Source organism: Brevibacillus sp. B_LB10_24, assembly GCF_046036945.1.
Lineage (GTDB): Bacteria > Bacillota > Bacilli > Brevibacillales > Brevibacillaceae > Brevibacillus_C.
In genome coordinates, this window is the sequence record NZ_JBJQOQ010000027.1 from 43,549 (window position 1) to 63,532 (window position 19,984).

At 50.1% G+C, this 19,984-nt stretch carries 33 protein-coding genes; 31 read left to right on the plus strand and 2 right to left on the minus strand.

Features of this window, described 5'->3' with window-relative positions; genetic code table 11:
- The first annotated feature begins 7 nt into the window (after positions 1-7).
- The 28 genes from rpsQ (at position 8) to ACI7RC_RS20725 (ending at position 16,460) form a co-directional block, all read left to right on the plus strand.
- Entirely contained in the window at positions 8-274 is a 267-nt protein-coding gene (gene rpsQ, locus ACI7RC_RS20590; protein ID WP_019123530.1) for a 30S ribosomal protein S17, read from the plus strand.
- 42 nt (positions 275-316) lie between these two features.
- Positions 317-685, plus strand: a complete 369-nt coding sequence (gene rplN / locus ACI7RC_RS20595) for a 50S ribosomal protein L14 (RefSeq protein ID WP_019123529.1) — start codon at positions 317-319, stop codon at positions 683-685.
- A gap of 49 nt (positions 686-734) precedes the next feature.
- Positions 735-1,049, plus strand: coding sequence for a 50S ribosomal protein L24 (gene rplX / locus ACI7RC_RS20600; protein WP_019123528.1), 315 nt, complete (start codon positions 735-737; stop codon positions 1,047-1,049).
- 26 nt (positions 1,050-1,075) lie between these two features.
- Complete coding sequence (gene rplE / locus ACI7RC_RS20605; RefSeq protein ID WP_408110074.1) at positions 1,076-1,618, plus strand: 50S ribosomal protein L5; 543 nt, start codon at positions 1,076-1,078, stop codon at positions 1,616-1,618.
- A 24-nt stretch (positions 1,619-1,642) separates the two neighbouring features.
- Positions 1,643-1,828, plus strand: a complete 186-nt coding sequence (locus ACI7RC_RS20610; protein ID WP_408110075.1) for a type Z 30S ribosomal protein S14 — start codon at positions 1,643-1,645, stop codon at positions 1,826-1,828.
- A 27-nt stretch (positions 1,829-1,855) separates the two neighbouring features.
- Entirely contained in the window at positions 1,856-2,254 is a 399-nt protein-coding gene (gene rpsH / locus ACI7RC_RS20615) for a 30S ribosomal protein S8 (RefSeq protein WP_408110076.1), read from the plus strand.
- A gap of 30 nt (positions 2,255-2,284) precedes the next feature.
- Positions 2,285-2,821 carry a 50S ribosomal protein L6 gene (rplF, locus tag ACI7RC_RS20620; RefSeq protein WP_408110077.1) on the plus strand — a complete coding sequence of 179 codons (537 nt, stop codon included), beginning with the start codon at positions 2,285-2,287 and terminating at the stop codon, positions 2,819-2,821.
- 33 nt (positions 2,822-2,854) lie between these two features.
- The gene (gene rplR, locus ACI7RC_RS20625; protein ID WP_408110078.1) at positions 2,855-3,217 is read left to right on the plus strand and encodes a 50S ribosomal protein L18; all 363 of its coding nucleotides are present in this window, start codon (positions 2,855-2,857) and stop codon (positions 3,215-3,217) included.
- A gap of 39 nt (positions 3,218-3,256) precedes the next feature.
- Positions 3,257-3,754, plus strand: coding sequence for a 30S ribosomal protein S5 (gene rpsE / locus ACI7RC_RS20630; RefSeq protein ID WP_408110079.1), 498 nt, complete (start codon positions 3,257-3,259; stop codon positions 3,752-3,754).
- A gap of 17 nt (positions 3,755-3,771) precedes the next feature.
- Complete coding sequence (gene rpmD / locus ACI7RC_RS20635) at positions 3,772-3,960, plus strand: 50S ribosomal protein L30 (RefSeq protein ID WP_019123521.1); 189 nt, start codon at positions 3,772-3,774, stop codon at positions 3,958-3,960.
- Positions 3,961-3,990: 30 nt separating this feature from the next.
- Positions 3,991-4,431: a 50S ribosomal protein L15 gene (gene rplO, locus ACI7RC_RS20640; protein WP_408110080.1), complete on the plus strand. Its 441-nt coding sequence runs from the start codon at positions 3,991-3,993 to the stop codon at positions 4,429-4,431.
- Positions 4,431-5,729, plus strand: a complete 1,299-nt coding sequence (gene secY, locus ACI7RC_RS20645; RefSeq protein ID WP_408110081.1) for a preprotein translocase subunit SecY — start codon at positions 4,431-4,433, stop codon at positions 5,727-5,729. Before rplO ends, secY begins: the two co-directional genes overlap by 1 nt.
- Before the next feature lie 34 nt (positions 5,730-5,763).
- A complete protein-coding gene (locus tag ACI7RC_RS20650; RefSeq protein ID WP_408110082.1) occupies positions 5,764-6,408 on the plus strand; it encodes an adenylate kinase in 645 nt (214 codons plus the stop codon).
- Positions 6,409-6,413: 5 nt separating this feature from the next.
- Entirely contained in the window at positions 6,414-7,160 is a 747-nt protein-coding gene (gene map / locus ACI7RC_RS20655) for a type I methionyl aminopeptidase (RefSeq protein WP_408110083.1), read from the plus strand.
- Positions 7,161-7,220: 60 nt separating this feature from the next.
- Positions 7,221-7,439: a translation initiation factor IF-1 gene (gene infA, locus ACI7RC_RS20660; protein WP_003333772.1), complete on the plus strand. Its 219-nt coding sequence runs from the start codon at positions 7,221-7,223 to the stop codon at positions 7,437-7,439.
- Positions 7,440-7,548: 109 nt separating this feature from the next.
- Positions 7,549-7,662, plus strand: coding sequence for a 50S ribosomal protein L36 (gene rpmJ / locus ACI7RC_RS20665; RefSeq protein WP_021296640.1), 114 nt, complete (start codon positions 7,549-7,551; stop codon positions 7,660-7,662).
- Positions 7,663-7,685: 23 nt separating this feature from the next.
- Positions 7,686-8,054 (plus strand): 30S ribosomal protein S13, encoded by a 369-nt coding sequence (rpsM, locus tag ACI7RC_RS20670; protein ID WP_408110084.1) that lies wholly within the window; start codon positions 7,686-7,688, stop codon positions 8,052-8,054.
- A 16-nt stretch (positions 8,055-8,070) separates the two neighbouring features.
- Complete coding sequence (rpsK, locus tag ACI7RC_RS20675) at positions 8,071-8,472, plus strand: 30S ribosomal protein S11 (protein ID WP_134686811.1); 402 nt, start codon at positions 8,071-8,073, stop codon at positions 8,470-8,472.
- Positions 8,473-8,629: 157 nt separating this feature from the next.
- The gene (locus ACI7RC_RS20680) at positions 8,630-9,574 is read left to right on the plus strand and encodes a DNA-directed RNA polymerase subunit alpha (RefSeq protein WP_408110085.1); all 945 of its coding nucleotides are present in this window, start codon (positions 8,630-8,632) and stop codon (positions 9,572-9,574) included.
- A gap of 31 nt (positions 9,575-9,605) precedes the next feature.
- Positions 9,606-9,968: a 50S ribosomal protein L17 gene (gene rplQ, locus ACI7RC_RS20685; RefSeq protein ID WP_408110086.1), complete on the plus strand. Its 363-nt coding sequence runs from the start codon at positions 9,606-9,608 to the stop codon at positions 9,966-9,968.
- Positions 9,969-10,122: 154 nt separating this feature from the next.
- Complete coding sequence (locus ACI7RC_RS20690; protein ID WP_408110087.1) at positions 10,123-10,983, plus strand: energy-coupling factor transporter ATPase; 861 nt, start codon at positions 10,123-10,125, stop codon at positions 10,981-10,983.
- The gene (locus ACI7RC_RS20695; RefSeq protein WP_408110088.1) at positions 10,959-11,834 is read left to right on the plus strand and encodes an energy-coupling factor transporter ATPase; all 876 of its coding nucleotides are present in this window, start codon (positions 10,959-10,961) and stop codon (positions 11,832-11,834) included. The genes ACI7RC_RS20690 and ACI7RC_RS20695 overlap by 25 nt, the downstream gene beginning before the upstream one ends.
- Before the next feature lie 2 nt (positions 11,835-11,836).
- A complete protein-coding gene (locus ACI7RC_RS20700; protein WP_408110101.1) occupies positions 11,837-12,634 on the plus strand; it encodes an energy-coupling factor transporter transmembrane component T family protein in 798 nt (265 codons plus the stop codon).
- Positions 12,631-13,374, plus strand: a complete 744-nt coding sequence (gene truA / locus ACI7RC_RS20705) for a tRNA pseudouridine(38-40) synthase TruA (RefSeq protein WP_408110089.1) — start codon at positions 12,631-12,633, stop codon at positions 13,372-13,374. The genes ACI7RC_RS20700 and truA overlap by 4 nt, the downstream gene beginning before the upstream one ends.
- Before the next feature lie 193 nt (positions 13,375-13,567).
- Positions 13,568-14,005 carry a 50S ribosomal protein L13 gene (gene rplM / locus ACI7RC_RS20710; protein ID WP_408110090.1) on the plus strand — a complete coding sequence of 146 codons (438 nt, stop codon included), beginning with the start codon at positions 13,568-13,570 and terminating at the stop codon, positions 14,003-14,005.
- 23 nt (positions 14,006-14,028) lie between these two features.
- Positions 14,029-14,421: a 30S ribosomal protein S9 gene (gene rpsI / locus ACI7RC_RS20715; RefSeq protein WP_408110091.1), complete on the plus strand. Its 393-nt coding sequence runs from the start codon at positions 14,029-14,031 to the stop codon at positions 14,419-14,421.
- Between the two features lie 139 nt (positions 14,422-14,560).
- Positions 14,561-15,277: an N-acetylmuramoyl-L-alanine amidase CwlD gene (gene cwlD / locus ACI7RC_RS20720; protein WP_408110092.1), complete on the plus strand. Its 717-nt coding sequence runs from the start codon at positions 14,561-14,563 to the stop codon at positions 15,275-15,277.
- Between the two features lie 94 nt (positions 15,278-15,371).
- Positions 15,372-16,460, plus strand: a complete 1,089-nt coding sequence (locus ACI7RC_RS20725) for a P-loop NTPase (protein WP_408110093.1) — start codon at positions 15,372-15,374, stop codon at positions 16,458-16,460.
- Positions 16,461-16,515: 55 nt separating this feature from the next.
- On the opposite strand, the gene gerD is transcribed toward ACI7RC_RS20725, so the two are convergent.
- Complete coding sequence (gene gerD / locus ACI7RC_RS20730) at positions 16,516-17,169, minus strand: spore germination lipoprotein GerD (protein ID WP_408110094.1); 654 nt, start codon at positions 17,167-17,169, stop codon at positions 16,516-16,518.
- A 118-nt stretch (positions 17,170-17,287) separates the two neighbouring features.
- Here gerD and ACI7RC_RS20735 point away from each other — a divergent pair, with 118 nt between their 5' ends.
- Positions 17,288-17,869, plus strand: a complete 582-nt coding sequence (locus ACI7RC_RS20735) for a KinB-signaling pathway activation protein (protein ID WP_408110095.1) — start codon at positions 17,288-17,290, stop codon at positions 17,867-17,869.
- A 24-nt stretch (positions 17,870-17,893) separates the two neighbouring features.
- Here the strand turns inward: ACI7RC_RS20735 and pdaB are convergent, their stop codons facing one another.
- Entirely contained in the window at positions 17,894-18,667 is a 774-nt protein-coding gene (gene pdaB, locus ACI7RC_RS20740) for a polysaccharide deacetylase family sporulation protein PdaB (protein WP_408110096.1), read from the minus strand.
- Positions 18,668-18,824: 157 nt separating this feature from the next.
- Between pdaB and ACI7RC_RS20745 the strand changes: the two genes are divergently transcribed.
- Together ACI7RC_RS20745 and ACI7RC_RS20750 are read left to right on the plus strand one after the other, a co-directional pair.
- On the plus strand, positions 18,825-19,460 hold the full coding sequence (locus tag ACI7RC_RS20745; protein WP_408110097.1) for a stage II sporulation protein M: 636 nt from the start codon (positions 18,825-18,827) through the stop codon (positions 19,458-19,460).
- A gap of 111 nt (positions 19,461-19,571) precedes the next feature.
- Positions 19,572-19,805, plus strand: coding sequence for a hypothetical protein (locus ACI7RC_RS20750; RefSeq protein WP_408110098.1), 234 nt, complete (start codon positions 19,572-19,574; stop codon positions 19,803-19,805).
- The last annotated feature ends 179 nt before the right edge of the window (positions 19,806-19,984 follow it).

The following is a 19,984-nucleotide window of genomic DNA, read 5'->3' on the forward strand; positions in this document are numbered from 1 at the left end:
TTTGACGATGACGGCAGAACGCAATTTGCGTAGAACGATGCAGGGTCGTGTCGTATCTGACAAGATGGATAAAACCATCGTGGTGTTGGTTGAAACCTACAAAAAGCACCCGCTGTACGGAAAACGCGTGAAGTACTCGAAGAAGTTCAAGGCTCACGATGAAAACAACACTGCCAAGGTTGGCGATATCGTCGAGATCATGGAAACTCGTCCGCTTTCCAAGGACAAGAGATTCCGTCTGGTGAAGATCGTCCAAGAGGCTATTATCGTATAAGGAAGAATTCGGGTTCATTAAATCCGAAGGGAGGTTCTACTAATGATCCAAACTCAAACGAGACTGGCTGTAGCTGACAACTCTGGTGCGAAAGAGTTGATGTGCATTAAGGTGTTGGGTGGTTCCGGTCGGAAAACAGCCAACATCGGCGACGTTATCGTATGCTCTGTCAAATCCGCTACACCCGGAGGCGTTGTCAAGAAAGGTCAAGTAGTAAAAGCGGTTATCGTACGCAGCAAGAGTGGTGTCCGCCGCAATGACGGTTCCTATATCCGCTTTGACCAAAACGCAGCCGTAATCATTCGGGATGATAAATCTCCGCGTGGAACGCGTATCTTTGGACCGGTCGCTCGCGAACTCCGTGAAAAAGACTACATGAAGATTGTCTCCCTCGCTCCAGAGGTTCTCTAATCGGCAGAATTCAGATAAGCAGTTTGTTCGATAGGAGGTGCACCAAGCGATGCACGTTAAAAAAGGCGATACAGTTATCGTGATTACGGGCAAGGACAAAGGGAAGAAGGGCCGCGTACTGGCAGCTTACCCGAAGAAAGACCGTGTGCTGGTAGAAGGTGTGAACCTTGTTAAGAAGCACACTCGTCCGTCCCAAGCAAATCCGCAAGGCGGTATTGTGACACAAGAAGCGGCGATTCACGTTTCCAATGTGTCTTTGATTGATCCAAAGTCCGGTCAGCCAACTCGTGTTGGGTACAAGGTATTGGATAACGGTAAAAAAGTACGGGTAGCCAAAAAATCTGGCGAAGTAATCGATAAGTAGTCAGGTCGGAAGGGAGGTTGTCTTAGATGGCAGCAAGATTGAAAGAAAAGTACTTGAATGAAATCGTGCCTGCACTGATGTCGAAGTTTAACTACTCATCTGTCATGCAAGCACCGAAAGTAGAGAAAGTCATTATCAACATGGGTGTTGGTGAAGCGGTCGGAAATGCAAAAGCACTGGATAGTGCTGTTGAGGATTTGCAGCTGATCTCCGGTCAAAAGCCGGTTGTCACTCGTGCGAAAAAGTCCATCGCCGGTTTCAAACTGCGTGAAGGCATGCCGATCGGGGCAAAAGTGACGCTGCGCGGTGAGCGTATGTACCACTTCCTCGACAAATTGCTCAACGTTTCTCTGCCGCGCGTACGCGACTTCCGCGGGATCTCCTCCAAAGCGTTTGACGGTCGTGGAAACTACACACTTGGTCTGAAAGAACAGTTGATCTTCCCGGAGATCGAATACGATAAGATCGACAAAGTCCGCGGTATGGACATCGTCATTGTCACTTCTGCGAAAACGGACGAGGAAGCTCGTGAATTGTTAGTGCAAATGGGTATGCCATTCCGTAAATAAACCCTATCGTAAGGAGGGAAAAATGTGGCAAAGAAATCAATGATCGTGAAACAACAGCGTCAGCCGAAGTTTGCTGTCCGCGCTTATACGCGTTGTGAACGATGTGGCCGTCCGCACTCTGTGCTGCGCAAATTTAAACTGTGCCGTATTTGCTTCCGTGAACTGGCTTACAAAGGTCAGATTCCAGGCGTGAAAAAGGCCAGCTGGTAATATAGACGGGAAGGAGGTTTTTCTCTCATGGTTATGACTGATCCAATCGCCGATATGCTTACTCGCATTCGGAATGCTAATATGGTTCGCCACGAGAAAGTGGAGATTCCAGCATCCAACCTGAAAAAGGAAATCGCCCGTATCCTCAAGGAAGAGGGCTTTATCCGCGATGCGGAATTCATTGAAGACAACAAGCAAGGGATCATTCGTGTATTCCTTAAGTACGGTGCCAATAACGAGCGCGTTATTACAGGCCTGAAGCGCATCAGCAAGCCTGGCCTTCGCGTTTACGCTCAATCCACTGAAGTGCCTCGCGTGCTCGGAGGCTTGGGTATCGCGATTCTCTCCACTTCGTCCGGCGTGATGACAGACAAACAAGCTCGTCAAACACGCGTAGGCGGAGAAGTATTGGCTTACATCTGGTAATCTTAGATTTACGCACAGGAGGTGCAAGACATGTCACGTGTCGGTAGAAAACCGATAGCGATCCCTGCAGGCGTTACCGTTACCCTGAACGGTACGGAAATGACGGTAAAGGGCCCTAAGGGTACTCTGGTTCGCAGCTTTCATCCGGACATCACCATCAATGTAAGCGACAGCGAAATTGTGGTTGAGCGTCCTAGTGATAACAAAAATCATCGTTCCTTGCACGGTACGACTCGCGCACTAGTTGCAAACATGGTAACTGGTGTGTCTGAAGGCTTTACTCGTACGCTGGAACTGGTGGGCGTTGGGTACCGTGCAGCGAAAGCAGGCAAAGGTGTAACCCTCTCTCTCGGCTTCTCTCATCCGGTAGAAGTAGTTCCGGAAGAAGGCATTGAGATCGAAGTTCCCAACCAAACTACGCTGGTAGTAAAGGGAATTAACAAAGAACGCGTTGGTCAGGTAGCCGCTGAAATTCGCGCGATCCGCAAGCCTGAACCGTATAAAGGCAAAGGGATCAAGTACAGCGATGAAGTGGTTCGTCGTAAGGAAGGGAAAAAAGGTAAATAAGCTCCATAGTTTCACGAGAAGGGAGGCCGCTTAATGTTTACTAAAGCCGATAAAAACAAAGCACGGAAGAAACGCCATCTGCGCATTCGTAAACGGGTCTTGGGTTCTGCCGTACGTCCGCGTTTGAATGTTTTCCGTTCTTCCAAGCACATTTACGCTCAATTGATTGATGATGTTACAGGTGCTACTCTGGCATCTGCGTCTTCGCTCGATAAAGAACTCGGTCTGAAATCCGGCAGTAACAAAGAAGCTGCTGCTGCTGTTGGCTCATTGATCGCAAAACGCGCCCAAGATAAAGGTGTGACTGAGGTCGTGTTCGACCGCGGCGGTTACTTGTATCACGGTCGCGTGCAAGCTCTTGCAGAAGCAGCGCGTGAAGCTGGTCTGCAATTCTAAGGCAACAACAAGATGTTCTGTAAACAAGGAGGGTAAGGAATGCGTATCGACCCTAGCAAATTAGAGCTAGAAGAGAAAGTCGTCGCCGTTAACCGCGTTGCGAAAGTGGTTAAGGGTGGCCGCCGTTTCAGCTTCAGCGCGTTGGTCGTTGTTGGCGATAAAAACGGTCATGTAGGCGCTGGTATGGGGAAAGCCCAGGAAGTTCCGGACGCCATCCGCAAAGCAATTGAAGACGCAAAGAAAAACATGATTCGCGTCCCGATAAAAGGTACGTCCATCCCGCATGAGGTATTGGGCCAATTTGGATCCGGCAACGTACTGATCAAGCCGGCTGCAGAAGGTACGGGAGTTATCGCGGGCGGTCCGGTTCGCGCGGTGCTCGAGCTGGCTGGCGTAGGTGACGTGTTAAGTAAATCTTTGGGCTCCAACAACCCGATCAATATGGTCAACGCAACACTGGAAGGCTTGAGCCGCTTGAAAACAGCGGAAGAGGTTGCGAAATTGCGCGGAAAAACTGTTGAAGAGCTCTTAGGTTAAGAAGGAGGGATTGGGATATGGCTAATCAATTGCAAATCACCCTCAAGCGTAGCCTGATTGGTCGTACGAAAGACCAGCAGGAGACGGTGAAAGCCCTGGGCCTTCGCAAGATTCACCAAACCGTCGTGAAGCAGGACAACCCAGCTATGCGCGGGATGATTTTTAAAGTAAAGCACTTGGTTGAAGTTAAGGAACTCGAAGCATAAGAAAGACTCTTTTGTTAGGAGGTGCCAAGCATGAAACTGCATGAACTGCAACCGGCAGAAGGTTCCCGTCACGAGCGCAAGCGCATTGGACGCGGGATCGGAAGCGGCAATGGAAAAACCGCCGGTAAAGGTCATAAAGGTCAAAACGCTCGTTCCGGAGGCGGTGTACGTCCTGGTTTCGAGGGTGGTCAAAACCCGTTGTTCCGTCGTTTGCCGAAACGCGGCTTTACCAACATCAATCGCAAAGAATTTGCGATCGTGAGCCTGGATGCCCTGAACCGCTTTGAAGAGGGAACTGTCGTTACTCCTGAGCTCTTGAAAGAGACCGGCGTAATCAGTGCTCTTCGCGACGGTGTAAAAGTACTGGCTAATGGAGAATTGAATGTGAAGCTGACAGTGAAAGCTCACAAGTTCTCCGGCACGGCTGCTGAAAAGATTGCTCAAGTCGGTGGAACAGCCGAGGTGATCTAATGTTAGGGAGCCTCTCCAACATTTTTAGAATAGGCGACCTGCGTCGGAAGGTGATTTTCACTCTTTTGATGCTTGTCGTCTTCCGAATAGGAAGTCATGTTCCCGTTCCTAATATCAACATTACGCTGTTAGAACAAGGAGCATCCAACAACCTGTTTGGTTTGATCAATACGTTTTCCGGCGGGGCATTAAAGAAGTTCTCCGTTTTCGCAATGGGGATCATGCCCTATATTACGGCCTCTATTATCATGCAGCTTCTCTCGATGGAAGTTGTACCGAAGTTCACCCAATGGGCGAAGGAAGGAGAGGCAGGCCGCCGGAAAATTGCCCAATTTACCAGGTACGGAACCATCATTCTGGGCTTGATACAGGCATTTGGTTTGACCATTGGGTTTAACCGCTTGTATCCTGGATTGCTGAAGGATACGTCGGTAGGCAGCTACATCCTCGTTGCGCTGACGCTTACAGCAGGCACGGCGTTCTTGATGTGGCTGGGCGAGCAGATCACAGAAAAGGGAATCGGCAACGGGATTTCGATTATCATTCTGGGCGGAATCGTTGCGGCGATTCCGGAGGGGATCGAGACCATTCTGGCTTCCCAGTTTTCCGGTGAAACCAGCGGCACGCTGTTTTTCTCCATTATGAAGCTGCTCGTTGTACTCCTGGTGATTATTGCGATCATCATTGGCGTTATCTTCATGCAGCAAGGGATACGCAAAATTCCCGTCCAGTACGCAAAACGGGTAGTTGGCCGCAAGATGTACGGCGGTCAATCGACTCACATTCCATTGAAGGTGAATTCCGCAGGTGTGATTCCCGTCATCTTTGCGATCTCACTGGTGATGTTCCCATCGACGATCGCCAGCTTTTGGGTGACCAATACGGGAGGAATCGCCGATTGGATCTACAATAACTTTCAAGTGAGCCACCCGTTGGGCATGACGTTGTACGCTTTGCTCATCCTTGGATTTACGTACTTCTATACCTTCGTACAGATCAACCCTGTACAAATGGCAGAGAACATGCGTAAAAACGGGGGCTACATTCCGGGGATTCGACCTGGCAAGAACACAGAGGTTTACATTACACGTACGCTGAACCGCCTGACTTTGGCCGGCGCGCTATTCCTTATGATCATTTCCGTTTTACCGTTCCTCTTCAGTGCGTTGGCTAACCTGCCGCAGCAGATTTACATTGGGGGTACATCGCTCCTGATCGTTGTCGGTGTAACATTGGATACAATGAAGCAGATTGAAAGCCAACTCATCAAACGCCACTACAAAGGCTTCATCAAGTAGGGCTGAGTCGAACGGATGGATGGAGGAGTAGAACGTGAACGTAATTTTAATGGGCCTTCCTGGTGCCGGGAAAGGCACACAGGCAGAGCGTATCGTCAAAGAGTTCGGCATTCCGCACATTTCAACCGGTGATATGTTTCGCGCTGCCGTAAAGGACGAGACACCACTTGGACTCGAGGCTAAATCCTACATGGATAAAGGGCTGCTTGTTCCTGACGAAGTGGTCATCGGGATTGTACGTGAACGTCTTGGCAAAGACGATTGCAATAAAGGTTTTTTGTTGGATGGGTTTCCCCGGACAGTGCCGCAAGCTGAGGCACTGACAGCGACTCTTGAGGAGCTGGGGAAGAAGCTCGACCATGTGATTAACATCCAGGTCGCACGCGATGTGCTCATTCAGCGATTGACTGGTCGTTGGATTTGTCCAGTATGTGGCACGAGTTACCACACTTTGTTCAACCCGCCAAAAGAACCTGGCGTTTGTGATAAAGACGGCGGAAAACTGTTCCAAAGGGACGACGACAAGCTTGAAGTGGTAACACAGCGGCTTGATGTAAACATTGCGCAAACACAGCCTTTGATCGATTATTATGCGGGTCAAGGCCTGCTGCGCAACATCGATGGGGAACGGGATATTCCAGTTGTGTTTGCGGAAGTTTCCTCTTTATTGCGAGGGTAAGCCACATGATCATTCTTAAATCCAGAATGGAACTTGAGATAATGCGCGAGGCGGGACGCATCGTTGCTTTAACTCATCAGGAGCTTGCACGTGCGATAAAGCCGGGTGTGACAACAAAACAGCTTGATGAATTGGCCGAGACCTTTATTCGAAGCAAAGGGGCAGTACCTTCCTTTAAAGGCTACGGCGGCTTTCCGGGCAGTATCTGTGCTTCAGTCAATGAAGAACTCGTTCATGGAATCCCGGGAAAGCGGGTGCTTAACGAGGGGGATATCATCAGCCTCGATATCGGCGCCGAGTTCCAGGGATATCACGGAGATTCCGCTTGGACGTACGCGGTCGGCAAAGTTTCGGAAGAAGCGGAGCGATTGATGAGGGTGACAGAAGAGTCGTTGTACAAGGGTTTGGAACAAGCCAGACCGGATGCGCGCCTCTCTGACATTTCCCATGCGGTACAGGTTCATGCGGAAGCCGCAGGTTTTTCAATTGTCCGTGAGTATGTGGGGCATGGGGTCGGTCGCGATTTGCACGAAGACCCGCAGATCCCCAACTACGGTCCTCCAGGCCGGGGACCTCGATTGAAGCCGGGCATGGTCTTGGCGATCGAGCCAATGGTGAATGCCGGCGAACGGTATGTCCGTACGTTGGAGGACAAATGGACGGTCGTAACAGTGGATGGAAAGAATTGCGCTCATTACGAACACACCATCGCGATTACGGAAGAAGGCTATGAGATTTTGACTAAGCTGTAACCAGTTGGTGACGGCTGGGCTCATTGTCTGACTGAGGAACAGATGAAAGGAGAGAAGCGAGTGGCCAAGGACGATGTAATTGAAGTAGAAGGTACGGTAATAGAACCTTTGCCTAACGCAATGTTTCGGGTAGAATTGGAGAACGGGCACAAGGTATTGGCACACGTTTCGGGTAAGATTCGCATGCACTTTATTCGAATCTTGCCAGGTGATAAAGTAACGGTAGAACTGTCTCCGTATGACTTGACTCGCGGACGGATCACCTATCGCTACAAGTGACAACAGGAGTACGCTGACGGCGTTTTTGACCGCAACCGGTCTGATACGATTCGTTTGAAAAACGGAATGACGTTTTTCATTAAACCCCTAGAAAAGGGAGGCAAGAACCATGAAAGTGAGACCGTCGGTAAAACCGATCTGCGAAAAATGCAAAGTCATTCGTCGCAAAGGTAACGTAATGGTTATTTGTGAAAATCCTAAGCATAAGCAAAGACAAGGATAAATCTAAGGAGGTGCTTCTCGAGTATGGCACGTATTGCAGGCGTTGACTTGCCTCGCGAAAAACGCACGGAAATCGCGTTGACCTACATTTTCGGCATCGGCCGCCCTACCGCTAACCGCATTCTTGCGGCAACTGGTGTTAACCCTGATACTCGTGTTCGCGATCTGACGGAAGACGAAGTCAGCAAGCTTCGCGAATACATCGACAAGAACATCAAGGTTGAAGGGGATCTGCGCCGCGAAGTTTCTTTGAACATCAAGCGTCTGATGGAAATCGGCTGCTTCCGCGGCATTCGCCACCGCCGTGGTCTGCCTGTTCGCGGACAACGCACGAAAACCAATGCTCGTACGCGCAAGGGTCCTCGCCGTACTGTAGCGAACAAGAAAAAGTAAAGGAGGGTAATCTGACATGGCTAAAAGAAAACAAGCGACTGCTACTCGTACCCGTCGCCGTGACCGCAAGAACGTTGAAGTCGGCGTAGCGCACATTCGCTCCACTTTCAACAACACCATCGTGACGATCACTGATCCTCACGGCAATGCAATTTCTTGGTCCAGTGCGGGTGCCCTCGGATTTAGAGGTTCCCGCAAAAGCACGCCATTTGCTGCTCAAATGGCTGCCGAAACTGCGGCTAAAACTGCAATGGAACATGGCATGCGTTCTCTTGAAGTCCTTGTAAAAGGACCAGGTGCCGGTCGCGAAGCAGCGATCCGCTCTCTGCAAGCTGCTGGTTTGGAAGTTAACATGATTAAAGATGTTACCCCAATCCCGCACAACGGCTGCCGTCCACCAAAACGTCGCCGCGTGTAATCGGGTTTACAAAGTTCAGAACATGTCCATACTAGAATGGTAGATTCTGCTTTATCGGCTTGACATGCACGCAACGGTAAACCGCCGAAGGAAATTCCACTGGTGGGCTGTAACAAGCCCATCGGGAATTTCGACGTTTTGAAGGAGGGTTTGTTTAATGATAGAAATAGAAAAACCGAGAATCGAGGTTGTGGAGGCAGACGACAACAATCTGTACGGCAAGTTTGTCGTTGAGCCCCTTGAGCGTGGATACGGTACAACCCTTGGCAACTCACTCAGACGGATACTCCTCTCCTCATTGCCGGGCGCTGCCGTTACTTCAGTACAAATTGACGGCGTTTTGCATGAATTCTCGACGATCGAGGGTGTCGTGGAAGACGTAACGGAAATCATCCTCAACATCAAAGGGCTTGCTTTAAAGATTCACTCTGATGAAGAGAAGGTACTTGAAATTGACGCGGAAGGCGAAGGCACTGTAAAGGCGGGAGATATCCGTGCTGACAGCGATGTGGAAATCCTGAATCCGGATTTGCACATTGCTACTCTGGCAAGTGGCGGTCGTCTGCACATTCGCATGACAGCTGGACGCGGTCGCGGATATGTTCAAGCAGATGGTAACAAATCGGAGGATCAACCAATCGGCGTCATTCCGATTGATTCGATCTACACTCCGATTAAACGCGTTAACTTTCAGGTCGAAAACACCCGCGTCGGGCAAATGACGAACTACGATAAATTAACGCTGGAAGTCTGGACGAATGGCAGCATCCGTCCGGAAGAGGCTGTCAGCCTTGGCGCAAAGATCATGAACGAGCATCTCAACCTGTTCGTCGGGTTGACTGACGAAGCGAAAGATGCGGAAATCATGGTGGAGAAGGAAGAGGACAAGAAAGAGAAAGTTCTCGAGATGACGATCGAGGAACTGGATCTGTCTGTTCGTTCCTACAACTGTCTGAAACGGGCAGGGATCAATACCGTCCAAGAGTTGACCCAAAAATCGGAAGAAGACATGATGAAAGTGCGTAACTTAGGACGCAAATCCCTAGAAGAGGTACAGGAAAAGTTGCAAGAACTTGGCCTTTCCTTGCGCAATGACGACTAGGGGTTTCAGTCAGTAAGAGGGAGGTAAGGAAATGGCATACCGGAAGTTGGGGCGTAGAAGTGCGGCTCGCAAGGCGCTGTTCCGCGACTTGGTAACAGACCTGATCATCAACGAGCGCATCGAAACAACTGAGATGAAAGCAAAAGAGGTACGCTCGATTGCAGAAAAAATGATTACTCTCGCAAAGCGCGGTGACCTTCATGCTCGTCGCCAAGTAGCGGCTTACGTTCGCAAAGAAGTGGCAAACGCTGAAGGCCGCGATGCGGTTCAAAAGCTGTTTGATGAAATCGCGCCGCGTTTCTCCGAACGCAATGGCGGATATACCCGTATTCTTAAAGTGGGTCCTCGCCGCGGCGATGCTGCGCCAATGGCGTTCTTGGAACTGGTGGACTAAGAGTCCAGGGTTATCTTTATAAGAAGCTTTTTTAGAAAGGGTGAGGGCAGGGTCTGGTTGAAAGCTGGATTCTGATTCATGCCCTTTTTTTCTTTACAGGACTCGACTACTTCTCCGAGGAGGCTTTGAACGAAGCTTTTCTCAAAGGGATGTGATGAGCATCGTGATGCCTGAAACTGCGGTCGTATCGAAACAACTGGCATTTGGGTATCAAACCGGACAGGAGCCGCATTCGCTGGTCATCAAGGATCTTGATCTGGAGATTGAAACAGGACTGTTTGTATCTATTATGGGACACAATGGATCAGGAAAATCAACGCTGGCCAAGCTGCTGAACGGTTTGTTGACGCCAAGTTCGGGAGTACTGGTCGTCTGTGGATATGACGCGTCCAACCAGGAGACGGTTTGGGAGATCCGCCATCATGTCGGAATGGTCTTTCAGAATCCCGACAACCAAATCGTCGGTCCAACGGTGGAGGACGACGTGGCTTTTGGCCTGGAGAACAGAGGTGTACCCCCTGAGGAAATGAGAGTGCGAATCGACGAGGCACTCCAATCGGTGCAGATGCAATCTTTTTCACAAGCGCAGCCGCATCGTCTCTCAGGCGGACAAAAGCAGCGGGTCGCGATTGCCGGCATCATGGCGATTCGGCCATCTGTCATCATCCTGGATGAGGCTACGGCAATGCTTGATCCCATGGCAAGGAAAGAGGTCATGGCACTGGCCCATCGTCTGCATCGTGAAGAAGGAATTACCGTGATTAACATCACCCACTTTCCCGAGGATACACTGCATTCAGACCGCATCATTGTCATGCACGACGGCAAGGTGGTGCTTGACGGTACGCCTGCAGCCGTTTTTGCCGAGGCACCCCGCCTGCAGGCAATCGGACTTGATGTACCGCTCGCCGTTCGCCTTCGCCAGGCGCTTGTGTCCAACGGGGTAGCGATGCCGCTTGTCTTGGAGCGGGAGGAGTTGGTTCGCGAACTATGCAAATTACTCTCGAAAACGTAAGCCACATATACGGAAAAGGAACTCCGTTTGAAAAAACGGCTTTGACGAATGTTTCGTTGACCATACCGGCGGGGGGATATGTAGGGATCATTGGTCAGACCGGTTCAGGCAAATCGACGCTGATCCAGCATCTGAACGGCTTGTTAAAGCCCACATCCGGGCGATTGCGCATGGGAGAGTGGGAGATTACTCCTGAGACCAAACGGACAAGCGAATGGCGAAAGCGAGTCGGTCTGGTTTTTCAATATCCCGAGCACCAACTGTTCGAAGAGACGGTAGCCAAGGATGTGGCGTACGGGCCGCTCAATTTTGATTTACCGGAAGAACTGGCTTTGCAGCGGGCTAAAGAGGCGTTGGAAATTGTCGGATTGGATTACGAGGCGGTCAAAGACCGCTCTCCGTTTCAATTGAGCGGCGGCCAGATGCGCAGAGTGGCTATCGCCGGCGTGCTGGCGATGCAGCCGCGTGTCCTGGTACTAGACGAGCCGACCGCCGGGCTGGATCCCGCAGGCAGGAAATCCATTTTGGAGGGCATCTACAAGATTCATCAGGAACAGGAGCTTACCACTATCCTGGTCACGCACAGCATGGAAGAAGTGGCCCGTTATGCTGATTTGATCGTGGTGATGGCAAATGGTCAAGTTGTCATGCAGGGCAGTCCGGAGGAAGTGTTTGCCCAGGAGGAAAAGCTGCGGCAGCTGTCATTGGACGTCCCGGAGACGATCTCTCTCATCAAGGAACTGAATGAGCATCTCCCCCGCGATCGCCAGATTCCATTCGGCTTGTTTCGCGAGGAAGAGCTGGTGCAGCATGTACTGAGCATGCTTGCCTCCAAGGGGGCCGGGGTATGAATGTGCTGCAGAATTTTGCGATTGGTCAGTACATGCCGGGAAGGTCGTTTGTCCATCTTCTTGATCCGCGCAGCAAGCTCTTGTTCGTCCTGGCTTTTGCCATCCTGGTGTTTCTGGCCAACAATTGGCAGACATATGCGATATTAGTCATCTTTACGATGTTGACTGTTGCTGTAGCCCGCATTTCGCCAGGATACCTGGTACGCAATTTAAAGCCGGTCTGGTTTTTGATCCTGCTGACGATTATCCTGCATCTCCTTTCGACCAAAGGAGGGGAAGTCTACTTTAGCTGGGGCTGGTTGACGATTGAAGAACAGGGCGTGAAGCAGGCTGTCTTCATCTCACTGCGGCTTACCCTGCTCGTACTGGTCAGTTCTCTGCTCACGTTGACGACTTCGCCGTTGGATTTGACTGACGGCATGGAACGGTTGCTGTCGCCGCTGAAAAAAATCAAGGTACCCGTACATGAAATCTCACTGATGCTCTCGATTGCCCTTCGTTTTATTCCCACCTTGTTGGAAGAGACGGATAAAATCATCAAAGCACAGATGGCTCGCGGGGCTGATTTGGACAGCGGCAACCTGCTGAAGCGAGCGAAAAATCTGGTGCCAATTACGGTTCCTTTGTTTATCAGTGCGTTTCGGCGGGCGGAGGAGCTGGCTTGGGCGATGGAAGCCCGGGGGTATCGGGGCGGCAGCGGACGGACGAGACTTCGTCAGCTTCGTTTAGGTTGGCGTGACGCAGCTGCAGCCGCCATCGTTTTGCTGATGTTAGGCTTGTTGGGGTGGTGGCGGGCATGAAGCGTCTCAAGTGTACGATCGCTTATGACGGAACAGACTACAGCGGATTTCAGGTACAGCCGGAGCAGGTGACCGTACAGGGAGAAATCGAGGCCGCACTCAGCCGTATAACTGGAGAGTCTATTCAGATCACCGGTTCCGGCAGGACGGATGCAGGCGTTCATGCCCGCGGGCAAGTGATCCACTTCGATACATCGTGCCAAATTCCGCTCGACAAGTGGCGATTCGTCCTCGCCAACCAGCTGCCCGACTCGATTGTGGTTCGTTCCGTCGAGGAGGCAGCTCCGGATTTTCATGCACGCTTTGACGTCAAGCAAAAAGAGTACCGCTACTGTATCGACAATGCCGCGGTGCCGGATGTTTTTTGCCACCGCTATGCGGATCACATTCGCTATCCCCTAGACATCGATCGGATGCGCCTGGCTGCCGGTCATCTGATCGGGGAGCACGACTTTACCTCGTTTTGTTCTGCGAAGACGTTTGTCGAGGACAAGGTAAGGCGCCTGTTTGATCTTCGGGTCGAGCGGGAAGGAGAGCGGATCTGGGTGATTTGCCGGGGCAACGGCTTCCTGTACAACATGGTGCGGATTATCGTCGGTACATTGGTCGAAGCAGGGCAGGGAAAGCGGCATCCGGACGAGTTCCCCGGGATTCTTGCGGCACGCGACCGGGAAGCAGCCGGGAAGACGGCGCCGGCCAAAGGGCTGATCATGTGGGAAGTTTTGTATGACGCGAATTGACCCGGTAAAGCACTTGACTCTGGGGTGTGCTCTGTAGTACGATATTCATTGGTATTTTCATACCCCGCTAGCCCCACTCTAGCCCCGGGATTGAAAAACGATAGTACGTAGATGATACACAGGGATGGGTTGCCCACCGTTGCAGCATCATCTCTTTAAAAGGGAACGGCAACATTTTTAGGAGGGACCAAAGATGCGTACCACATATATGGCGAAACCGCTCGAAGTTGAGCGCAAATGGTACATTGTAGACGCGGAAGGGCAAACGCTTGGCCGCATTGCCAGCGAAGTTGCTTCTATTCTGCGCGGAAAATTCAAGCCTGAATTTACCCCACACGTTGATACAGGCGACTTCGTAGTCGTAATCAACGCTGACAAGATCAAATTAACCGGTAAAAAATTGACTGACAAAAACTACTATACTCACTCCCTCTATCCGGGCGGTTTGAAAACAACAACAGCAGGTGAAATGCTGAAGAAGCGCCCAGATCGTATGTTTGAACTGGCTGTTAAAGGCATGCTGCCAAAAAATCGTTTGGGTCGCCAAATGCTTGGCAAGTTGAAAGTATATGCAGGTACCGAACACCCGCATGCAGCGCAAAAACCTGAAGTATGGCAAATTCGCGGCTAATTAAGTAAGGGAGGAAAAGTCTCGTGGCACAAGTACAATACTACGGTACAGGTCGTCGTAAGCACTCCGTAGCACGCGTTCGCTTGGTTCCAGGCGAAGGTCGCATTGTGATCAACAAGCGTGACATGGATAACTATTTTGGTTTGGATACACTGAAATTGATCGTTAAACAACCGCTCGTTTTGACGGAAACATTGGGTCGTTACGATGTTCTCGTTAACGTAGCTGGCGGCGGAACCACTGGCCAAGCCGGTGCAATTCGTCACGGTGTTGCCCGCGCTCTGCTGAAAGCAGATCCGGAACTGCGCGGCGCTCTGAAGCGCGCTGGGTTCCTGACTCGCGATCCGCGCATGAAAGAACGTAAAAAATACGGTCTCAAAGCCGCTCGTCGCGCACCTCAGTTCTCCAAGCGTTAATCAACCTGTTTACAAGCACCTCTTGCCTATTTTCGGCAAGGGGTGTTTTTTTGTACGTGCGGCAAATTCGTGCCGGTATAATTTGTCCCACCCGCCCATAAGATTGAGAAAGAAGCATGGGACAAAGGGGCGGTATACGGTGACGAGAAAAGTAATGGGTTGGATACTGGCTTTTTTTCTCCTTATCGTCATTTTTACTTACAGAATGCCCGATCACTCTTCCTGGTCGACTTGGACGCTTCCGCTGGCGGGGACGGTGATTGCGATTGACCCGGGACACGGCGGGTTTGACGGAGGTGCAGTCAGCCAGGACGGAGCAGCCATCGAAAAAAACATAACGCTTCCGATCAGCCTGTACTTAAGGGATTTCTTGCAGCAGTCCGGAGCATTTGTCGTGATGACGCGGGAGGAAGACAAAGATCTGGCTACGCCGGAAGCGCACCGGTTGGGGAAACGCAAGTCAGAGGATATCAGGGAGCGGGTTAAACTGGTCAACAAGAACTCGCCTGATTTTCTTGTGAGCATTCACTTAAACGCATTTCCTTCGCCCAAGTGGTCGGGAGCGCAAACCTTTTACTTTCCGGGCTTTAAAGAGAGCGGGGAAATGGCGTATCTCATCCAGGACGAGATCAAACGGGTGCTCAGCAATACCGACCGCGCTCCGAAGAAAACAAGTGACGTTTTTCTCATCCGTGAGGTGGAATGCCCTGCCGTCTTGGTAGAGGTCGGCTTTCTGTCAAATGGCAACGAGGCCAAGATGTTGCAGTCAACGGAGTATCAGAAGGCAATGGCAAACGCGATTTATCAAGGCATCCTGCGCCATTATGCAGGTGAGAAGGTGCCAGGCACTTCATGACGATCGTGTCGGTGCCCGGTGCTTTCTTTCTGTGTTATAATGAAGCCGAATTCAAATGACCATTTGTTCGATAACCTAAAAATGAGGTGGACATATGATAACGAAAGAGCAGGTTCTCGAGGCGCTTCGCGATGTGAAGGATCCGGAGATCAACAAGAGCTTGGTCGAGTTGAACATGATTCGCAATATCCAGATTGAGGATGGCCGGGTAAGCCTGGATGTCATCCTAACGATCAGCGGCTGCCCGCTCAAGGTAAAAATTGAAGAAGACGTCCGCGATGCGATCAAAGCTTTGGGTGCAAGTGAGGTTCACGTTCGCTTTGGTGCCATGACAGATGAAGAGCGGGCGGCTCTTACGGCCCAGCTTCGGGGGGGAGCTCAAAGAAAGATGGGACAGGCAGGGCCGCTTAACCCGATACTCTCGGACCCGCAGACCACGTTTATCGCGATTACTTCCGGGAAAGGCGGCGTCGGAAAATCGACTGTCACCGTCAATCTGGCCGTATCACTGGCTCGGCTCGGGAAAAAGGTAGGAATTATTGACGCGGATATCTACGGGTTTAGTGTGCCGGATATGATGAATATCGAGCGAAGGCCGACGGTCATCGGCGAGATGATTCTGCCTGTCGAACAGATGGGGGTAAAAGTCATGTCCATGGGCTTTTTTGTCGAAGATAATTCCCCAGTTATCTGGCGTGGGCCAATGCTTGGAAAAATGCTTCGCAACTTTTTTACCGAGGTCCATTGGGGAGACCTTGACTACCTGCTGCTCGACCTGCCGCCCGGAACCGGAGACATGGCATTAGACGTCCATACCATGATTCCCCACAGCAAAGAGATCATCGTCACGACACCTCATGCGACCGCCGCGTTTGTAGCTGCTCGTGCGGGCGCGATGGCGATTCGTACCGGGCATGAGATCCTCGGTGTGGTGGAGAACATGTCGTGGTACGAAGCGAAGGACGGGACGAAGGAATACGTCTTTGGACGCGGCGGAGGAGGAAAGCTGGCGGAACAGCTGGCGACAGAGCTGATTGCGCAAATTCCCCTTGGCCAGCCGGAAAATCACCCGGCAGAACCTGATTACACCCCGTCTGTATACAAGGCGGAAACGCCCATCGGTCAATTATATATGGAGATGGCGGAACGCGTGGATGACAAATGTAAGCAAATTCAGGCGTAAACCGATCACGAATCCAAAAAAGCACCTTTTGCAGGTGCTTTTTTGATGAGTTCTTTTACTTGCTGCTGCCCCCGCCGCCGCCTTTGCCTTTTTTGCCCTTGCCTTTCGTCTTGGCGCCTTTTTTCTCCGTTGTTTTCGGTTTGGTCGCCTCTTCGGTAGCCTTTGTCATCAGCTTCATCATATCAGCTTGGAACAGCGGTGACTGCAGGGATTCCTTCATCACCTGCATCGTTTGCTTGCGATAGGCAGAGCTCTTCATTAAATCCATCATGTTCTTTTCAAATTCGGGGTCTTTCATGACGCTGACCATCATTTTTTGGTACTCCGGATCCTTCATCAGATCCTTCATCAACTTTTTGTTTTCATCCTTCATCGATTTGGCCAGCTGAGTGGTAAACTTGGGATTCTCAAACATTTGCTTCATATGCGGGCTCTTTGGATTGCCCAGTGTTTGAATCATGGTGGTACGCAATGTAGACGAATCAATGGCCATGTTTGCCTTGAATTTCTCGTCTTTCATCATATTAGCAACGGCTTTTTTTGCATCGTCCGTCTGTAATATGTCGAGTACCATGGCTTTCGTTGATTTATAATCGGGTTGTGACGGTGAACTGCTTTGCGATGAACCGCCTCCGCTTCCGCAACCGGTAACGAACAGTGCCACAGTCAACAACAGCGGCAGCCATAAGGAGTTACGGACCTTGTCCAAGTTGGGACCCTCCTTTGAAGTTCTGTCCTTAAAATGTGCATTTTCCTGTACAAATACGCTAGTATTTTCTTGCCTAGGTTGGTACAATCAAAAACGATGCGAATAGGAGGGACTGGCATTGAATTTACGTAAATATGGTTGGCTCTTCTGGACCACGCTGGTGGTAGGGGGAATTGGCGGCTTGCTGGGCGGATTTCTCGTTGCCCGAGAAGAGCTGTTAGCGGGCACTGTCGGCAATTTTTTTATCGGAATGTTGGTAAATCTGCTGGTCGGACTGACAATTAGCGTCCTTGCCCAAATGGGTTTTTTTGCATATATGACCTTAAACTACCTTATGCTTAGTTTTTTGCGGAGCAATAATCTTTGGAAGGGAATTCAAATATTCTTGATTCTGTTTGCCGCTTTTGACATGGTGTATTTGCGCTATTCATTTTACGGCGGAGAACTTGGGCAGTACATCGTGGAACCGCTTTTGCTGCTTTTCGTATCGATCGTAGCGGGAATAGCAAAGGTCAAATTGACAAATGGAAGCGCCTTTGTTCCGACGGTTTTCTTTTTATTCGTCGTCACGGCTGTTGAGTGGGTGCCCGCCCTGCAGCAAAACAACATCCGGTCCATTTTGTTTATGGTGATACCTTTATTATTCTGCAACGTCTGGCAGGTCATGCAGCTGCATCGCCTGGTCAAACAAGAAAGCTGATCCAACCGGACCAGCTTTTTTTAATCAGTTAAGATCCTGGGTTTTTACTTGGGAACCGGCGATCAGTTCGGATACGGTTACAAATTCGTATCCCTCAGCCCGGAGCTTGTCGATGATTTCCGGTAAAGCAATGTGGGTTTGTTTACAGCTGTCACTGGCGTGCATCAGGATGATGTCACCGGGGTGGACTTTGGAGAGGACGTTTTTTACGATTTGGTCTGCACCGGGGTTGAGCCAGTCTTTTGAATCGGTATCCCACTGGATCACCGTGTAGCCCATTTCATCTGCTATTCGCAGCACCCGCTTGTCGAAGTCGCCGTTTGGCAGACGGATGAGATTGGGCTTCTGTTTGGTTAGATCCGTTAAAATGTTATGAGCTTTTTCGATTTGGTTTCGAATTTCTTCGTCGGTATACTTGCTGTAAAAATCGTGTTTATGACCGTGGGAACCGATTTCATAACCTTCCTCGACGATTCGCTTGACGATTTCCGGATGTCGCTGACTCCAGGGCGAGGAAAGAAACATCGTTACTTTATTATTTAGTTTCTTTTCCTTCAGGATATCAAGAATGGGGCCAGGACGAACCTCTCCCCAACTGATGTCAAACGTCAAGGCGATCTTCTTGTCCTTGGTGTCCACTTTGTATATGGCTTGTGGGCCTTTGTCCTTGCTGCTCTGAGCAAAGACTGTGAAGGTATCCCGTTCTGAGTAAATCATCCCGGTTCCGAGCAAAATTGCGGTAAAAATAATCATGGCTTGCTTTAACCGCTTGGCAGTTACAAGGAAAATACATTTCAAGCGATCCCCTCCTTGCCGGAATAAACTGAAAGCCTGTTAACCGTTTGTCCCCTACATTTTATGTAATGTGGTCCAAGATATTCGTTTTCACAGGGGTATAGTGAAAAGTGCTTTCATACGATAAACTAAACCAAGAACAGCGGGGAGGTGTGAGAGGATGTTTTCGCGGATAAAAGCAGTATGGTTTGACAATAAATGGTATTTCCTGGCGGCGAGCTTGCTTCTGATTGGCGGGTTCTTGATTGGCTTTATGAAACTTCCGGCGGTTCAACAGCTGGCTGAAAATATGATGGCTCAGTTAGAGCAAATTGCAAAATCGATGCAGCATGATAAAAGCAGTTCTGCTGCTTTTTGGCTGATTTTTACCAACAACGTATTTAGTTCGATCAAAATGATGCTGCTTGGGTTATTTTTTGCTGTGGTTCCGATTTTCGGCTTATTTGCCAACGGCGTGTTGATTGGGTTTGTCCTTGAACAGCTGCAGCAAGGAGGAGCTAGTCCCCTGCACGTCTTTCTGGTAGGCTTGCTTCCGCATGGCTTGTTTGAACTGCCTGCAGTCGTCTTTGCAGCAGCGCTTGGAATCCGCTACGGGGTACTGGTGATCCGATCGCTGGGTGCGATATGGCGAAAAGAGAAGGCGGCACAGGTGAAACAGGATTGGCGTGCCAACATTAGACAATTTCCCATCGCAGTTTGCATGGTTGTCTTGCTCCTGTTGGTAGCTGCTCTTGTGGAAAGTGTGATTACGCCAAGGTTAATTGAGCAATTCAACTGGCATGTGATGCATATGTAGCATAAAGGAATCCCTTCCCTTCCAAAAGGGCGGGATTCCTTTTTCGAATACACAGTATTGGCGATGGACAAGATACGGGTAGACTCGTTTTTTTAAGCGGAGGCTGATCTTGTGCTCGGATTTTTGTTTTCTACAAAGGAATGTCACGAACTAGAATACCTGCTAAAACGAGAACTGGAAGAGATGTTGCTGGACTTTGGCGACAAACGGATTGATTACTTGGTAAAGCGGGCAATGGAGGAACGGTACTCGATCCTGTTTAAAATGTACGCACGCCTGGCGTCACCCAATGAGATTTCGAAGTACGTCCGCAGAAAGAGAGCCGAGGAGGAAAGAATAACCTAAAAAGGTGAAAACAAAACTATTGACTTTCCGGTTTTAAAATGATAGATTAATTCTTGTGCGATAGAGATCCAAATAACACAGCTTGACAACACCGAAGGATTTTGGTATTATATAAAAGCTGATTTTTGGACAAGATGCTCTTTGAAAACTGAACAGCGAAGCGTTTTAGTGAGTAATCA

Excerpts from the sequence above, each read along its gene's own strand:
- rpsQ (WP_019123530.1), top strand. The coding sequence starts at position 8 with ATGACGGCAGAACGCAATTTGCGTAGAACGATGCAGGGTCGTGTCGTA.
- rplN (WP_019123529.1), top strand. The coding sequence starts at position 317 with ATGATCCAAACTCAAACGAGACTGGCTGTAGCTGACAACTCTGGTGCG.
- rplX (WP_019123528.1), top strand. The coding sequence starts at position 735 with ATGCACGTTAAAAAAGGCGATACAGTTATCGTGATTACGGGCAAGGAC.
- rplE (WP_408110074.1), top strand. The coding sequence starts at position 1,076 with ATGGCAGCAAGATTGAAAGAAAAGTACTTGAATGAAATCGTGCCTGCA.
- rpsH (WP_408110076.1), top strand. The coding sequence starts at position 1,856 with ATGGTTATGACTGATCCAATCGCCGATATGCTTACTCGCATTCGGAAT.
- rplF (WP_408110077.1), top strand. The coding sequence starts at position 2,285 with ATGTCACGTGTCGGTAGAAAACCGATAGCGATCCCTGCAGGCGTTACC.
- rplR (WP_408110078.1), top strand. The coding sequence starts at position 2,855 with ATGTTTACTAAAGCCGATAAAAACAAAGCACGGAAGAAACGCCATCTG.
- rpsE (WP_408110079.1), top strand. The coding sequence starts at position 3,257 with ATGCGTATCGACCCTAGCAAATTAGAGCTAGAAGAGAAAGTCGTCGCC.
- rpmD (WP_019123521.1), top strand. The coding sequence starts at position 3,772 with ATGGCTAATCAATTGCAAATCACCCTCAAGCGTAGCCTGATTGGTCGT.
- rplO (WP_408110080.1), top strand. The coding sequence starts at position 3,991 with ATGAAACTGCATGAACTGCAACCGGCAGAAGGTTCCCGTCACGAGCGC.
- secY (WP_408110081.1), top strand. The coding sequence starts at position 4,431 with ATGTTAGGGAGCCTCTCCAACATTTTTAGAATAGGCGACCTGCGTCGG.
- map (WP_408110083.1), top strand. The coding sequence starts at position 6,414 with ATGATCATTCTTAAATCCAGAATGGAACTTGAGATAATGCGCGAGGCG.
- rpmJ (WP_021296640.1), top strand. The coding sequence starts at position 7,549 with ATGAAAGTGAGACCGTCGGTAAAACCGATCTGCGAAAAATGCAAAGTC.
- rpsM (WP_408110084.1), top strand. The coding sequence starts at position 7,686 with ATGGCACGTATTGCAGGCGTTGACTTGCCTCGCGAAAAACGCACGGAA.
- rpsK (WP_134686811.1), top strand. The coding sequence starts at position 8,071 with ATGGCTAAAAGAAAACAAGCGACTGCTACTCGTACCCGTCGCCGTGAC.
- ACI7RC_RS20680 (WP_408110085.1), top strand. The coding sequence starts at position 8,630 with ATGATAGAAATAGAAAAACCGAGAATCGAGGTTGTGGAGGCAGACGAC.
- rplQ (WP_408110086.1), top strand. The coding sequence starts at position 9,606 with ATGGCATACCGGAAGTTGGGGCGTAGAAGTGCGGCTCGCAAGGCGCTG.
- ACI7RC_RS20690 (WP_408110087.1), top strand. The coding sequence starts at position 10,123 with ATGAGCATCGTGATGCCTGAAACTGCGGTCGTATCGAAACAACTGGCA.
- ACI7RC_RS20695 (WP_408110088.1), top strand. The coding sequence starts at position 10,959 with ATGCAAATTACTCTCGAAAACGTAAGCCACATATACGGAAAAGGAACT.
- truA (WP_408110089.1), top strand. The coding sequence starts at position 12,631 with ATGAAGCGTCTCAAGTGTACGATCGCTTATGACGGAACAGACTACAGC.
- rplM (WP_408110090.1), top strand. The coding sequence starts at position 13,568 with ATGCGTACCACATATATGGCGAAACCGCTCGAAGTTGAGCGCAAATGG.
- ACI7RC_RS20725 (WP_408110093.1), top strand. The coding sequence starts at position 15,372 with ATGATAACGAAAGAGCAGGTTCTCGAGGCGCTTCGCGATGTGAAGGAT.
- ACI7RC_RS20745 (WP_408110097.1), top strand. The coding sequence starts at position 18,825 with ATGTTTTCGCGGATAAAAGCAGTATGGTTTGACAATAAATGGTATTTC.